This is a genomic window from Patulibacter sp. NPDC049589 (assembly GCF_040675535.1).
In the GTDB taxonomy this organism is placed as follows: Bacteria; Actinomycetota; Thermoleophilia; order Solirubrobacterales; family Solirubrobacteraceae; genus Patulibacter.
This window is the reverse complement of record NZ_JBFAPC010000147.1, coordinates 1-13825: the sequence shown is the minus strand read 5'-3', so window position 1 is coordinate 13825 and position 13825 is coordinate 1. Positions and strand designations below refer to the sequence as shown.

Genomic DNA, 13825 nt, shown 5'->3' with positions numbered 1-13825 from the left:
ACGCCCTCGGCGCCGAGGCGTTAGCCGCGCTGCGGGACCCGCTGATCGCCGTGCTGGGCGAGGGGAACGAGGCGGCCGCGGGGTTCCGGGCCGCGGGCCGACCGCCCCCGGCCCGCGGTCAGCGCGGCGACGAGGGCGTCGTGGAGGTCCGCGTCCAGCAGCGCGAGCAGGGCCGAGACCGCGCCGTAGGACGGCCGGGCGTTGCGCATCGCGGCCGCGTGTGCTGCGGCGTGCAGGTCGGTGTGGCGCTGGTGCTCCTGCCGCTCGGCCCACTCGCGGTCCAGCGCCGACGGCTCGGCGCTGTCCGGGATCGCGCGGGAGCGGCGGGCGGCGAAGCCGGGCAGCCCGTAGCCGCCGGTGGGGGAGGTCCGTGCCATGGCCCTCGCATCGGCCGTCCGTCCGCTCGGGACCGCTCCGGGGGCGCGATCTGGACGAATTGGCCATCCGCGGTCGGGGCGGCGAACGGCGGCGCGGAGGCGCCCGCCGGGCGTAGGCTCCGCGCCATGTCCCGTCTCCCGCTGTCCGTCCCGGGCGCAGCGCTGGCCTGCACGCTGCTGCTGCCGTCCGCCGCCCTCGCCAACCGCCCCGCCACGCCGGCCGAGCAGACCGCGCTGCTGCGCGACCTCGGCGTCGCCGCCTCCGGCACGAGCTGCTCCGCGTTCCTCGTCTCGACCGTGCCCGCCGGCACCGACTCCTACGCCCGGATCGAGGGGATCTCGCCGGACCCGCCCGGCTGCCTGGGCGGCGGGACGACGTTCGTGATCGCTCGCAGCACGACCGGCCCGAACGGCCCCTGGCTGCCGGTGATCCCGGGCCGCGTCGGGGCGCTCAACGGCTGCGCCGACGCGGGCGTGCCCGACGACGTGGGCCAGGACCTCGCCGCCTGCACGCCGTCGGGCGCGGCTCCGCGCGACGCCCGCAGCCGCACGACGCTGGGCTGCTTCCCGACCGCCGGCGCCAAGGCGGTGCGCGTGCAGCGGCGGAAGCCGACGCGGTGCCTCGTGCGCCGGGCGGTCGGGTTCGACGCGGCGACGGCGTTCGTCCCGGCGACGTCGGCGTCGGGGTTCGACCTGCGCGGGCTGCGCTGGAAGGGCTGGGGGTCGGGCCGGGCGACGGCGACGGGCACCGGGGCGTCGGTGCAGGGCGCGACGACGGCGAGGCGCCGCGTGGCCGTCCGCGTGACGGCGAGCGAGGTCCGCACCGACGGCGGCCGGCTCTTCTACACCCGGCTGAAGGTCCGGACCCCGACCACGACGAGCACGCTGATGCTGTCCTGGCCGTTCTGAGCCGGCGGAGCCGAGCGCCAGCGGGGCCGGCCGGCAGAGATGCCGCCTCTCGGCCGCGAGGCACCGCTGCCGAGGCGCCCGCCGGTCAGCCGACGGCCGGCGTCTCGGCCGTCGCTCCGCGGGCCGGCACGCCGGGCGGCGCCACCAGGTCCTCCGGGACGCCGTCGCCGGACTCCGCGCGGACGCTCTCCGCCGGCGGGGTCCACCACGCGAGCGCGAGGGTGACGGCCGCGGCGACCGCCTGCGACGCGAGCACGATCGTCGCGAACTCCGTCGCCGACCACCCGTGGCGGGCGAGGAACGCGACCTCGAGGATCGCGAGGACGACCAGCGGGACGAGGTGGCGGTGCCGGCCGATCGCGGACAGGTACTGCACGGACATGAGGGTGATCGAGAGCAGCAGCATCGCGGTGCCCAGCAGCGGCAGCGCGCCGGAGGCCGAGTCGAACTCCGGGCCGAAGGCGGTGCGCAGGAGCCAGCCCGGGATCGCGACGAAGATCAGGATCGCCGGCAGGCCGATCAGGAAGAGGAACGCGATCGCGCGCCGCAGGACGGGGTGGGGGTTCTCGCCCGCGACCGCCCGGCGGGTGGCCTCCGGCAGCAGCTGCAGCGCCACGCCGACGGCGACCCAGACGACGGCCTTCGCGGCTACGGCCGCGGCCGCGTAGGACCCGGCCACGGAGTCGTCGAGCTCGCGCTTGGCGAGGATCGTGTCGACGTTCTGCATGATCGCGACGAGCAGCAGGGAGACGATGACCGTCCGCTCCCACTGCGCCAGCTGCCAGAGCGGGACGGGCTTGCCGCCGGCCTGGGCCTCGGCCATCGAGTCGGCGTCCCCGACGTGCTTGGCACGCAGGCGGCGGTCCATCCCGAAGGCGAGGACGGCGAACGCGATGGGGGCCGCGGCGAACGCGCCCGTGACCTCCATGCCGATCGCGACGAGGACGATCGCGGCGCCGAGCCGCAGCACGGCCTCCATCACGATCGAGCCGCCGACGGCGTCGAAGTCGCCGAGCCCCTGCAACGCGCCGCGCTGCAGGCAGACGAGGAGGAAGAGGGTGCCCGAGACCGGCAGCACGGCGGCCGCCCACGGGTGCGGGCCGACGCCGATCAGGTCGGCGAGCTGCTGGCGGAAGACGCAGCCGAGGACGAGCGCCACGATCGAGAGCAGGAGCGCCTGGCGCGTCCAGCCCCAGACCTCGCGGTAGGGCTCGTGGTGGCCGCGCTCGGTCCAGCGGACGATCGCCCGCGCGGCCGCGGCCTGCATCGCCTGGCCCGACACCTGGAGGATCAGGAACGCGGCGACGAGCGCGGCCAGCGACGCGTAGCCGGTCTTGCCCAGGAGGCGCGTCAGCAGCACCGTGAAGAGCAGCTGGATCGCGTTGTTGAGCATCGACGCGGCCGCCAGCTCGGCGGTCCGTCCGGTCTCGGTCTCGCGGGCCGCCTTCAACCGGGCGATCAGGCCGACGGCGGCGGGGGACGGCTCGGAGGGCCCAGGACGTCCTGGATCCACCGGCGTGGGAGCGTCGGACGGCACGAAAGGCGAAGCGTAGAGGACGTAGACTCGGCGGCGATGCGTCCCGAGAGCGAAGCCCCCGCGAGCGCCACCCGCGGCGCGCGCCCGGACGGGCGCCTGCGGACCGCGTCGGCCACCGAGACGGAGGCCCTCGGGGCCGCGATCGCCACGCGCCTGCGGGCGGGCGACGTCGTCCTCCTGCGAGGCGAGCTCGGAGCCGGCAAGACGACCCTGGTGCGGGGTGCCGCCGCGGCGCTCGGCGCCGGCGTGCGCGTGACGTCCCCGACCTTCGCGCTCGCCCACCGCTACGACGGGGACGGCGTCCGCGTCGCGCACCTCGACCTCTACCGGCTCGCCGGGCTGGGGGAGGACGACGAGGACCTGATCGCCGAGGAGCTGGCCGGCGACGTCGTCGCGTTCGTCGAGTGGCCGGCGCCCGCGGTGGACCTGATCGCCGACCGCGTGGTCCTCGAGGTCGCCCTCGACCACGCGGGCGCCGACGAGCGCGACGTCGCGCTGACGTGGCGGGCACCGCGGTGACCGCCGCCGACGCGGCGCCCGCCACCGACCCGACCGCGACCGCGGCGGCCGCGTCCGGCGCGGGTCCGACGGCCGGCGGCTGGACCCTCGGGCTCGACACCGCCACGCCCGCCACCGTCGCGGGGGCCGCGGGACCCGGCGATGCACCCGCCACCGCCGCCCGCATCGCGATCCCCGCCGCGGGCGAGCGCCCCGGCCACACCCGGCTGCTGCTCGGCCTGGCGGACGAGGTCCTGCGCGAGACGGGCGCGACGTGGCCGGACGTCACGCGGATCGTCCTCGGGCTCGGGCCCGGCACGTTCACGGGGATCCGCGTCGGCGTGGCGACGGGCCGGGCGCTCGCGCTGGCCCACGGCACCGACCTGGTCGGGGTGCCGACGCCCGCCGCGCTGGCGGAGGCCGCCGCCGGCCCCGGCGGTCGGCACGCCGGCCGCTCCGTCCTCGTGGTCCAGGACGCCCGCCGCCGCGAGCTCTTCCTCACCTCCTTCGCCGCCGGGGCGCCGGTCGCCGGGCCGGACGCCGCCCTCCCGTGGACGGTGGCGCAGGACGGTCTGGCGGCCGCGCTGGACGCGCTGCCGGAGCTCCCGTTCGTGGCGGTCGGCGACGGCGCGGTGGCCTTCGCGGACGTCCTCCGCGCCGCCGGCGTGGTCGTCCCCGACGACCCCGCCGCGCACGCCGTCGACGGGCTCGCGCTGATCCGCGCGGCGGCCGCGATGCCCGTCGCGGCGCCGGATCTGGTGCGGCCCCTGTACGTTCGGGACGCGGACGCCGTGCCGACCGCGGAACGCCGGTGAGCCCCCCCGTCCCCCACACCTCCCCCGAGCCTCCTCCGGGCGACCGCCGCGGAGCCCGCTCCTCGCGCCCGTCGCGCGGGGTCGCGATCCAGCGCCTGACGTTCTCCGACATGCCGCAGGTGCTCGCGATCGAGCGCCGCAGCTACAACGCGCCGTGGTCGCTGGCGATGTTCGTGCTGGAGACCGCCAAGTCCGGCGGCCTCTGCGTCGTCGCGCGCGCCTTCGGGGCGGGGGAGCCCGGCTCGGCGTCCGGCGTCGCCCTCGTCGGCTACGCGATCGTCTCCAAGTACGACGACGCGTTCCACGTGATGAACGTCTGCGTCGACCCCAACCGCCGGCGCGAGGGGATCGCCCGTGGGCTCCTGGAGCACGTGATCGAGCGCGCGGGCGCCGACGAGGCGCGCCTCACGCTCGAGGTCCGGCCGTCCAACACCGGGGCGCGCGGGCTCTACGACGACCTCGGCTTCCTCTCGGTCGGCGTCCGCCGCCGCTACTACCGCGACGACGGCGAGGACGCCCTGATCATGTGGCGGACCCCGGCGACGCTGCAGGGCCGCACGTACGACATCCCCGGCGCCGAGGACGAGGGCCGCGGCGGGACGCCCGGCTCCCGCGGCCCGGTGCCGCCCGACGTGCCGGACCTCACCGGGGCGCCGCAGCGGCGCGGCCGCCCGTGATCCTCGCGATCGAGACGAGCTGCGACGACACCTGCGCGGCCGTCGTCGACGACGACGGAGGGATCCGCTCCAACGTCATCTCCAGCCAGGGGATCCACGACGCCTACGGCGGGGTCGTGCCGGAGCTCGCCGCCCGCGCCCACGCCGAGCGCTGCGACCTCGTCGTCGCCGACGCGCTACGCACGGCCGGCATCACGCTGGACGCCGTCTCCCGCGTCGCCGTCACCCGCGGCCCGGGCCTCGTCGGCGCGCTGCTCGTCGGGCTGCAGACCGCCAAGGCGATCGCCGTCGCCCGCGACCTGCCGCTCGTCGCCGTCGACCACCTCGAGGGCCACCTGTTGGCCTGCACGCTGCAGCCGGTGTCGTTCGAGCCGCCGTTCGTGGCGCTCGTCGCCTCGGGCGGCCACACGTTCCTCTCGCACGTCGAGGACCACGACCGGATCCGCGAGCTCGGCGGCACGCTCGACGACGCCGCCGGCGAGGCGATCGACAAGGGCGCCCGCCTGCTCGGCCTGCCCTACCCGGGCGGCCCGGCGCTCGAGGCGCTCGCCCGCGACGGCGACCCGGAGGCCTTCGCGTTCCCGACCGGCGCCAAGGTCCAGGGCCTGGACTGCTCGTTCTCGGGCCTGAAGACGTCGCTCCTCTACAAGGTCCGGGACCTGGGGGAGGCCGAGGCGACCGCGCGGCGGGCCGACCTCGCGGCGTCCTACCAGCGCGCGGTCGTCGAGACGCTGGCCGTCCGCGTCGAGCGCGCGCTGCGGTCCACCGGGGTCGACCGGCTGGCCGTCGGGGGCGGGGTCGCGGCCAACGGGCCGCTGCGCGAGCGCCTGCGCGCCATGCCCGCCGACGTGGCGATCCCCGAGCGTGCGCTGTGCACCGACAACGCCGCGATGATCGCCGCGGTCGCGCGGTTCCGTCCGGCGCTCGCGCCGGACGAGGTCGCGGGGCTCGAGGCGTACGCCACCGGCCAGCGGCCCCCGGCCGCCACCGCCGCCCGCTGAGCCCGTCCACCGCGCCGATCCGGGCTGCGACCGACCCCGGCGGCGGCCGGTCCGCGGCACGGCGAGTCCCCGCCGCGCCGGCCGCACGTGAGAACATCGGGGGGTGACCGCCCCGCCCATCGAGGTCGTCGTGTTCCTACGCGACGGCTGTCACCTGTGCGCCGACGCGCTCGCGGATCTCGAGGCGCTCCGCAGCCAGGAGCCGTTCTCCGTCCGCACCGTCGACATCGAGCGCGACGATCGGCTGCACGCGCGCTACCTGGAGCGCATCCCCGTCGTCGCCGTGGCGGGCGAGGAGCTCTGCGACTTCGCGGTCGACGCCGAGCGCGTCCTGGAGGCCGTGCGCGACGTCCGCCGTCGCCGCGACGCCGTCGGCGGGGCCGAGGGCGTCCGCCGCGCCTCGAGCGCCACGCCGCTGTCGGCCGTCGCCGCCCGCCGCATCGCCGCGCAGCCCCTGCGGCCGATCGCGCGGACCCCCAGCCCGGTGCTCACCCCGGACGTCGTCGCGACGACGGAGATCGAGTCCGAGCCCGTCACGGACCCGGTCGTGCCCGAGGTCCGGCTCGGCGTCGGGCAGGCCGAGCGCCTCTCGCGCTACCTCCAGACGCTGACCCAGGCCCGCAAGATGGGCCGCGCGACGATGAGCTCGCAGGAGCTCTCCGCCCACACGCACGTCAACTCGACGCAGATCCGCCGCGACCTCTCGGGCTTCGGCCGGTTCGGCAAGCGCGGCGTCGGCTACGACGTCGAGGAGCTCGTCGTCAAGATCCGCTCGATCCTGCACACGAGCACGCACGTCGGCATCGTGCTGCTCGGCGCCGGGCACCTGGGCCGCGCGATCGCGGGCTCGGACACGTTCGCCGACCACGGCTTCGACGTCGTGGCCGTGCTCGACAACGACCCGGCGAAGATCGGGACGCCGCTCGGCGACCTGACGGTCGGCGACGTCCGCCACCTCGTCGACGTGGTGCGCGAGAACGAGGTCGTCGTCGGCGTCATCGCCTCGCCCGCCAAGGCCGCCCAGGGCCTGGCCGACGAGCTCGTCGACGCCGGCGTCCAGATCATCTTCAACTACAGCGGCACGCTGCTCCGGACGCCCGCCGAGGTGACGGTGCACACGTCAAGCCCCGCCGTGGACCTGCTCCACGCCCTGTACTACTACCTCGCCTAGATGCTCGAGACCGTTCCGCGTGCGGAGGCCACCCGCTGATGGGTGCCGACGCCGTCATCGACCTGCCCTCCGCGACCGAGGCCTACGCCACCGGGACCGACGGGACCGTCGGCATCGAGGAGGAGTTCATGCTCCTCGACACCTCGACGCTCGACCTCGTCCCGCGCTTCGAGGAGCTCAGCGCCTCGACCGCGAAGGACCCGGAGCTCGCGGTCTCCGTCGCCGGCGAGCTGATCCGCACGGAGATCGAGATCCGCTCCGGCCGCGGCGAGAACCTCGGCGACGCGCTCGAGCACCAGCGCGTGCACCGCGAGCGGCTGTTCGCGCACGCCGCGCGCCTGGGCATCTCGCTCGGCGCCACCGGCACGCACCCGTGGGACGACTACCGCCACCAGTCGTTCATCGACACCGAGCACTACCGCCGGGTCGTCGACGGGCTGCGCTGGGTCGCGCGCCGCAACGCGACGTTCTCGCTGCACGTCCACGTCGGCGTCCGCGACGCCGACCGCGCGATCGCCGTCTGCGACCGCCTGCGGCCCGTGCTGCCGATGCTGCTGGCCCTGTCGGCCAACTCGCCGTTCGTCGACGGCATCGACACCGGCCTGCACTCGATCCGGACGCAGACGTTCACGAAGTCGTTCCCGCGCTGCGGCGTGCCGGACCACTTCGGCTCGTGGAAGGCGTTCTGCCGCTACCTCGAGCTGCTCCAGGCGACGAACTCCATCCAGGAGTACACCCAGGTCTGGTGGTCCGTCCGGCCCCACATCTCGTTCGGCACGGTCGAGGTCCGGATCTGCGACGCGCAGAGCACCGCCGCCGAGGCGGAGGCCCTGACCGGCCTGATCGTCGCCTGCGCGCTGCAGGCGGCCCGCGACCACGACGAGGGCCGGCCGCTGGAGCCCGTCCCGGCGCGGATGATCGAGGAGAACGTCTGGCGCGCCATCCGCGACGGACGCTCCGGGTCGCTCGTGGACTGGGACACCGCCACCGAGTACCCGGCGGCCGCCGCGCTGGACCGCCTGCTGGCGTGGACCGCCCCGGTCCGCTCCGAGCTCGGCATCGAGCCCGTCCTGCCCGACCGCAACGGCGCCGAGCGCCAGCGCGACCGCGTCGCCGACGGCGCCTCGCCGGCCGAGGCCTTCGCGGCGTCCGTCGCCGAGACGCAGGCGACCTACCCCCCTTCCGCGGCATCCCCAAGCGACCCCCAGGAGCGATCCACGTGAGCACGCAGGACCCCACCGGCGCCGGTCAGCCCGAGGGCGGCGAGGAGCGGCAGCCCACGCAAGAGGAGATGATGGCCGCCTACGAGGACCAGATGCGGAACATCCGCGTCGAGGAGGTCCTCGTCCAGTCGCTGGCGAGCTTCATCGAGCTCGGTGGCCGTCGGGCGGGCCTGGCGGGCAGCCCCGAGGAGGCCGGTCCTCCGGACCTGGACCAGCTCGGCCTCGCCATCGAGGTCATCCGGGCGCTGCAGCCGCTCGCGAAGCCGCTGCTGGGGCCGAACGCCTCGCAGGTCGACCAGGCGCTGTCGCAGCTGCAGGTCGCCTTCGCCAAGCAGGCCGGAACGCCCGCCCCGGGTCAGCCCGGCGGCCCCAGCTCGGCCGGCGGTGCCGCGAAGGGCGGTCCTGAGGGACCCGCCGGCGGACGCCTCTGGGTCCCCGGCCAGTAACGCCGATCTGACGCGGCGACGGCCGTCCCCGGACGTCGGGGGCGGCGCGATCGCCCTCCACCGCTGGCAACGCGACACCCGCGCGGGTGTCGGCCGCATACCGGCGTAGACTGCCCGACCGGCCATGGCCGAACGCCGACTCCACGGACTCCAGCGCGTCCTCGGGACCAACGCGCTCTTCTCGACGGCCTACGGCAACGTCGGGTCGTCCATCTACTACGCCCTCGGGCTCGTCGCCGGCTTCGCGCTCGGCCTGACGCCCGTCGTCTTCATCATCACGGGCGTCATCTTCTATCTGACGGCCGCCACGTACGCCGAGGCGACGTCGATGTACCCGGAGGCCGGCGGCTCCTCGAGCTTCGCCCGCCGCGCCTTCAACGAGTTCTGGTCCTTCTTCGCGGCATGGGGCCAGATGCTGAACTACACGATCACGATCGCGATCAGCTCGTACTTCGTGCCGCACTACATCGGCGGGCTGTGGGAGCCGCTGGACTTCCTGCGCCACGCCCCGGGCGACGTCGGCTTCGCGCTCGTCGTGATCGCGATCCTGGCGACGATCAACATCGTCGGCGCGAAGGAGTCCGCCGGCGTCAACATCGCGCTGGCGGTCACGGACTTCCTGACGCAGGTCCTGCTCGTCGGCCTGGGCATGTTCCTCGTGTTCTCGCCCGACACGCTGATCGACAACGTCCACCTCGGCGTCGCGCCGCAGTGGAAGGACTTCCTGATCGCGATCCCGATCGGGATGGTCGCCTACACCGGCATCGAGACGATCTCGAACATGGCCGAGGAGGCCAAGGACGCCGGCACCACCGTCCCGGCGGCCATCAAGCGTGTCGTGATCGCGGTCTTCGCGATCTACGCGTTCCTGCCGATGGTCGCGTTGTCGGCCCTGCCGGTGAAGCAGGCCCAGGACGGCAGCTACTACACCCTGCTCGGCCTGCCGGAGGACAAGGGCGGCTTCGCCGGCGACCCGATCCTCGGCGTCGTGAAGAACATGGACCTCGGGTTCCTGCAGCAGCCGACGCAGATCTACGTCGGACTGCTCGCCGCGACGATCCTCTTCCTCGCGACCAACGCGGGGGTGATCGGCGTCTCGCGGCTGGTCTACTCGATGGGCGTCCACCGCCAGATGCCCGACGGCCTGCGGACGCTGCACCCGAAGTTCGGCACGCCGTGGGTCGGGATCCTGCTGTTCAGCGCGCTCGCCGGGCTCGCCGTGATCCCCGGCCAGGCCGAGTTCCTGTCCAACATGTACGCGTTCGGGGCGATGCTGTCGTTCACGATCGCCCACGTGTCGGTGATCGCGCTGCGCCGGCGGGAGCCCGACTTCGACCGCCCGTACCGGGGCCCGGGCAACATCACGATCCGCGGCGTCTCGTACCCGCTGTTCGCGATCGTCGGCGGCCTCGGCACGGGGATCGCGTTCGTCGTGGTCGTCGGGCTGCATCCGGCCGTCGCGCTGGCGGGCGTCGTCTGGATGGTCTCGGGGCTGATCATCTACCCGCTCTACCGGCGCAACCAGGGCCTCGACCTCCGCACGACGCACAAGATCGCGACGCCCGAGGCGGTCGTCGACCACGAGGCCGAGTACGAGTCCGTGATCGTCGCGCTGCTGGGTCTGCGCTACTCGCACGCCGCGATGGCCACCGCCGCGCGCGTCGCCGCCAGGCGCCGGCGCGGGATCTACCTGATGGTCCCGATCGTCGTCCCGCAGTCGTCGCCGATCGACGCCCGGATGCCGGAGCAGGAGCGCGCGGCCGAAGCCCTCATCGAGGAGGCCCGGCTGCAGATCGGCAACCGCCTGCAGGCGCGCTGGGTGAAGGTCCGTGCCGGGCAGTTCGGCCGCACGGTCGTGGAAGACGCCCGCCTGACGAAGGCCCGCGCGATCGTCATGTCGATCCCGCCGCGGTCGGGCTCCGGCAGCATCTACCGCTCGATCGACACCGTGATGGCCGAGCGGCCGTGCCGCGTCATCCTGCAGTCCGACCCCGAGGCCCGCACCGTGCGGCAGCTGCAGGAGCACCACTCGTGAACCGCGGTCTCTACGGCTCGGCGACCGTCGTGCTCTCCTCGATCGTCGGCCTGATCGGGATCGCGATCATCGTCCGCACGATCGCGGGCGGCGGCGGCCCGATCGCCCAGGGCGTCCTGATCGGCGCGCTGTTCACCGTCGCCGGCGCCGGCCGGGCCTGGATGGCCTGGCGCGGCGCGACGCTCGCCCAGCCCCGCGACCCATCTGAACCGACCCACCCGGAGCGCCGCGATGGGTGACCCGTCCTCCCGCCGCCGCGCGTTCCTGCACCGGACGATCGGCTCGCCGACCGTCTTCGCGATCACGTACGCGTCGGTCGCCGGCGGGCTCTACCTGCTGCTCGGCCCGATCGCCGGCAACGCCCTGGGCGCCACGCCGTTCGTGATGGCCGCCGCGGCGGTCCTCTTCGGCCTCGCGGTCATGACCTACACCGAGGGTGCCGCGCTGCACCCCGAGAAGGCGGGGTCCCCGACCTTCGCCCGCCACGCGTTCGACGAGGTCTGGAGCTTCATCGCGGCGTGGGCGCTGCTCCTGGACTCCGTCCTCCTGACCGCCGGCGCGGTGCTCGCGGCGACGAACTACCTCGAGGTCGTCTGGCACGAGACGTCCGACGGCAAGACCGAGATCGCCCTGGCGGCGATCATCCTGCTGTTCGTCACCGTCCGGGCGATCCGCGGCGGCACCGGCGGCCCGGCGACGCGGGTCGCGCGCCTGGCGATCATCGTCGCCGTCGACCTGCTGCTGCAGCTGCTGGTCGTCGTCCTCGGCTTCGCGCTGCTGAAGGACCCGGGGTCGCTGACGAACGGCCTGGACCTCGGCACGAGCCCCGACTGGCAGGGCGTGCTCTTCGGGCTCGGCGCCGCGATGGTCGTCGTCACGGGCCTGGAGTCGGCGTCGGGGCTCGCCGGCGAGGTGTCGATCGGCCGCCGCGAGCTGCGCCGGCTCGTGACGTCGCTGCCGATCGTGATGTTCGTCGTCTTCGTCGGCATCTCGTTCGTCGGCCTGATGGCGCTGCCGGTGCAGGACGGGCACACCGCGCTGGGCGACCGCTGGGTCGACGCACCGGTGATCGGGATCATCGACCGGCTCTCGGACTCCACCGCGATCGACGTCCTGAAGGTCGTCGTCGGCGTCGCGGCCGCCACGACGCTCGGCGGCATGGCGCTCGCGTCGCTGTCGAGCGCGGGTCGGATCTCCGCCCAGCTCGCCCGCCACCGCCAGCTCCCGACCCGCCTCGGGCGCCTGCACCCGAAGTTCGGGACACCGTGGCTCGTCATCGCCGCCGCCGGCGTCGTCGCGATGGTGCTCGTGTCGTTCCGCGACATGGACGCGCTCGTCGGGACCATGGCGTTCGGCGCGATGACGGCCGTCACGATCGCCCACGTCTCGATCATCCGCCTGCGCTTCGCCGAGCCCGAGGCCGTGCGCGACTACCGCGTGCCGTTCAACGTGCGCTTCCGCGGCGCCGCCGTCCCGCTGCCGGCCGTCCTCGGCGCCGTGCTCAGCGCCCTGGTCTGGGTCTCGATCGTCGTCTCGCACCCCGCCGCACGCGCCGTCGGCCTGATCTGGATGGCGATCGGCATCGTCGCCTACGTCGCCTACCGCCGCTCGCACCACCTGCCGGTGCGCGGGCGCGTGCTCGTCCCCGACGCCGCGCTGCGCCGCGAGGAGAAGCCGGTCGAGTACGGCTCGATCCTCGTCCCGGTGCTGGGCACGGCCCTGGACGACGACCTGATCCAGACCGCGGGCCGGCTCGCCGGCGGCGACGACGAGACGGACCTCGAGGAGGGCTACGCCGTCATCGAGGCCGTCTGGATCCACGTCCTGCCGATGTCGCTGCCGATCGACGGGCCGCTGCCCGACGCACAGCGCGCCGAGGCGAAGGCCGCGCTGGCCCGCGCCCGCGCGGTCGGCGAGGAGTACGACGGCGTGCGCGTCGCGACGTCCGCCGTCCGTGCCCGCTCCTACGGCCGGGCGATCGTCGACGAGGCCGAGCGCCGCGGCTGCCAGGCGATCATCATGGTCGCCCCGCCGCCCACCGGCCGCTCCAAGAGCGGCCGCGCCGGCGCCGCCCTCGGGGCCCGCGGCGGCCGCGGAGAGGCCCTCGGCGCCACCGCCCGCTACGTGGTCGACCACGCGCGCTGCCAGGTCATCCTCGGCGCCCCGTCGCTGGCGGAGACCGAGGAGGTCATGCGCCGCCGTCGCGAGGCCGTCGCGGGGCCCGACGACGACGGCGGCCTGACCGCCGAGGACGAGGCCTGGCTCGAGCAGCTCTGAGGATGGGGACCGGGCCCCGCCCCGAGCGATGCGATCCCGCCCACCCGGGAGCGCGCCCGGACGGCGGCGAGGCTCGGTGCACCCGTAGGGTCGGGCCATGATCGACTGGAGCGCCGGGACCTACGAGCTGACCGCGACGCAGCTCGCGCCCGCGGCCGAGCGGGCCGTCGACGCCGCCGCGATCGTGCCCGGCGACCGGGTGCTCGACGTCGCGTGCGGGACCGGCAACGCCGCCCTGCTCGCCGCGATGCGCGGCGCGCAGGTCACGGGCGTCGACCAGGCCGCGCGGCTGCTGGAGGTCGCCGCGGGCCGGGCCCGCGCGGCCGGGGTCGACGTGGACTGGCAGGAGGGCGACGCGCTCGCACTGCCCGCGGAGGACGACGCGTTCGACGCGGTCGTCTCCGTCTTCGGCGTGATCTTCGCCCCGGCGGAGCCCGCCGTCGCCGAGCTCGTCCGCGTCTGCGCGCCCGGCGGCCGGGTCGCCCTGACCACCTGGACCCGTGAGGGCGCGATCGCCGCGGGCAGCGGGCTGCTGTGGCGGGCGATGGACGAGGCGGGCGAGCGTGACCCCGCCGGCCCCGTCGCCCCGGACGCCGACACCGTCGTCCGCAACTGGGGCGACCCGGCCCACCTGGAGGAGCTCTTCGCCGCCCACGGCGCCACGGTCACGACCGAGCGCTACGAGCACGTCTTCCAGGCCGCGAGCCCCGAGGCGTTCGCGGACGAGTGGATGGAGCGCCACCCCATGTGGCTCGCCGGGCGCGACGCCCTCGGCGCCGAGGCGTTCGCCGCGCTGCGGGACCCGCTGATCGCCGTGCTGGGCGAGGGGAACGAGGCGGCCGCGGGGTTCCGGGCCGCG

Annotated in this window: 14 protein-coding genes; 12 read left to right on the top strand and 2 right to left on the bottom strand. The window is 75.2% G+C overall.

The window, feature by feature from the left end; all coding sequences use genetic code 11:
* Positions 1-20: 20 nt before the first annotated feature.
* Positions 21-377 carry a hypothetical protein gene (locus AB0L40_RS21630; RefSeq protein ID WP_364359518.1) on the bottom strand — a complete coding sequence of 119 codons (357 nt, stop codon included), beginning with the start codon at positions 375-377 and terminating at the stop codon, positions 21-23.
* A 126-nt stretch (positions 378-503) separates the two neighbouring features.
* Between AB0L40_RS21630 and AB0L40_RS21625 the strand changes: the two genes are divergently transcribed.
* The gene (locus AB0L40_RS21625) at positions 504-1286 is read left to right on the top strand and encodes a hypothetical protein (protein ID WP_364359515.1); all 783 of its coding nucleotides are present in this window, start codon (positions 504-506) and stop codon (positions 1284-1286) included.
* Positions 1287-1371: 85 nt separating this feature from the next.
* Here the strand turns inward: AB0L40_RS21625 and AB0L40_RS21620 are convergent, their stop codons facing one another.
* Complete coding sequence (locus AB0L40_RS21620; RefSeq protein WP_364359512.1) at positions 1372-2823, bottom strand: hypothetical protein; 1452 nt, start codon at positions 2821-2823, stop codon at positions 1372-1374.
* 36 nt (positions 2824-2859) lie between these two features.
* Here AB0L40_RS21620 and tsaE point away from each other — a divergent pair, with 36 nt between their 5' ends.
* The 11 genes from tsaE to AB0L40_RS21565 all read left to right on the top strand — a co-directional run.
* Positions 2860-3342: a tRNA (adenosine(37)-N6)-threonylcarbamoyltransferase complex ATPase subunit type 1 TsaE gene (gene tsaE, locus AB0L40_RS21615; protein ID WP_364359509.1), complete on the top strand. Its 483-nt coding sequence runs from the start codon at positions 2860-2862 to the stop codon at positions 3340-3342.
* Complete coding sequence (gene tsaB, locus AB0L40_RS21610) at positions 3339-4136, top strand: tRNA (adenosine(37)-N6)-threonylcarbamoyltransferase complex dimerization subunit type 1 TsaB (protein ID WP_364359506.1); 798 nt, start codon at positions 3339-3341, stop codon at positions 4134-4136. The genes tsaE and tsaB overlap by 4 nt, the downstream gene beginning before the upstream one ends.
* Positions 4133-4813 carry a ribosomal protein S18-alanine N-acetyltransferase gene (rimI, locus tag AB0L40_RS21605; RefSeq protein WP_364359503.1) on the top strand — a complete coding sequence of 227 codons (681 nt, stop codon included), beginning with the start codon at positions 4133-4135 and terminating at the stop codon, positions 4811-4813. The genes tsaB and rimI overlap by 4 nt, the downstream gene beginning before the upstream one ends.
* Positions 4810-5814 carry a tRNA (adenosine(37)-N6)-threonylcarbamoyltransferase complex transferase subunit TsaD gene (gene tsaD, locus AB0L40_RS21600; RefSeq protein ID WP_364359500.1) on the top strand — a complete coding sequence of 335 codons (1005 nt, stop codon included), beginning with the start codon at positions 4810-4812 and terminating at the stop codon, positions 5812-5814. The genes rimI and tsaD overlap by 4 nt, the downstream gene beginning before the upstream one ends.
* A 103-nt stretch (positions 5815-5917) precedes the next feature.
* A complete protein-coding gene (locus tag AB0L40_RS21595) occupies positions 5918-6985 on the top strand; it encodes a redox-sensing transcriptional repressor Rex (protein WP_364359497.1) in 1068 nt (355 codons plus the stop codon).
* Between the two features lie 38 nt (positions 6986-7023).
* Complete coding sequence (locus tag AB0L40_RS21590) at positions 7024-8208, top strand: YbdK family carboxylate-amine ligase (RefSeq protein ID WP_364359494.1); 1185 nt, start codon at positions 7024-7026, stop codon at positions 8206-8208.
* On the top strand, positions 8205-8654 hold the full coding sequence (locus tag AB0L40_RS21585) for a hypothetical protein (protein WP_364359491.1): 450 nt from the start codon (positions 8205-8207) through the stop codon (positions 8652-8654). The genes AB0L40_RS21590 and AB0L40_RS21585 overlap by 4 nt, the downstream gene beginning before the upstream one ends.
* 124 nt (positions 8655-8778) lie before the next feature.
* Positions 8779-10689: an APC family permease gene (locus AB0L40_RS21580; RefSeq protein ID WP_364359488.1), complete on the top strand. Its 1911-nt coding sequence runs from the start codon at positions 8779-8781 to the stop codon at positions 10687-10689.
* Complete coding sequence (locus tag AB0L40_RS21575; RefSeq protein ID WP_364359485.1) at positions 10686-10928, top strand: hypothetical protein; 243 nt, start codon at positions 10686-10688, stop codon at positions 10926-10928. The genes AB0L40_RS21580 and AB0L40_RS21575 overlap by 4 nt, the downstream gene beginning before the upstream one ends.
* The gene (locus AB0L40_RS21570) at positions 10921-12966 is read left to right on the top strand and encodes an APC family permease (RefSeq protein ID WP_364359482.1); all 2046 of its coding nucleotides are present in this window, start codon (positions 10921-10923) and stop codon (positions 12964-12966) included. The genes AB0L40_RS21575 and AB0L40_RS21570 overlap by 8 nt, the downstream gene beginning before the upstream one ends.
* A 97-nt stretch (positions 12967-13063) precedes the next feature.
* The coding region (locus tag AB0L40_RS21565) for a methyltransferase domain-containing protein (protein WP_364359479.1) at positions 13064-13825 on the top strand (762 nt) is incomplete at its 3' end.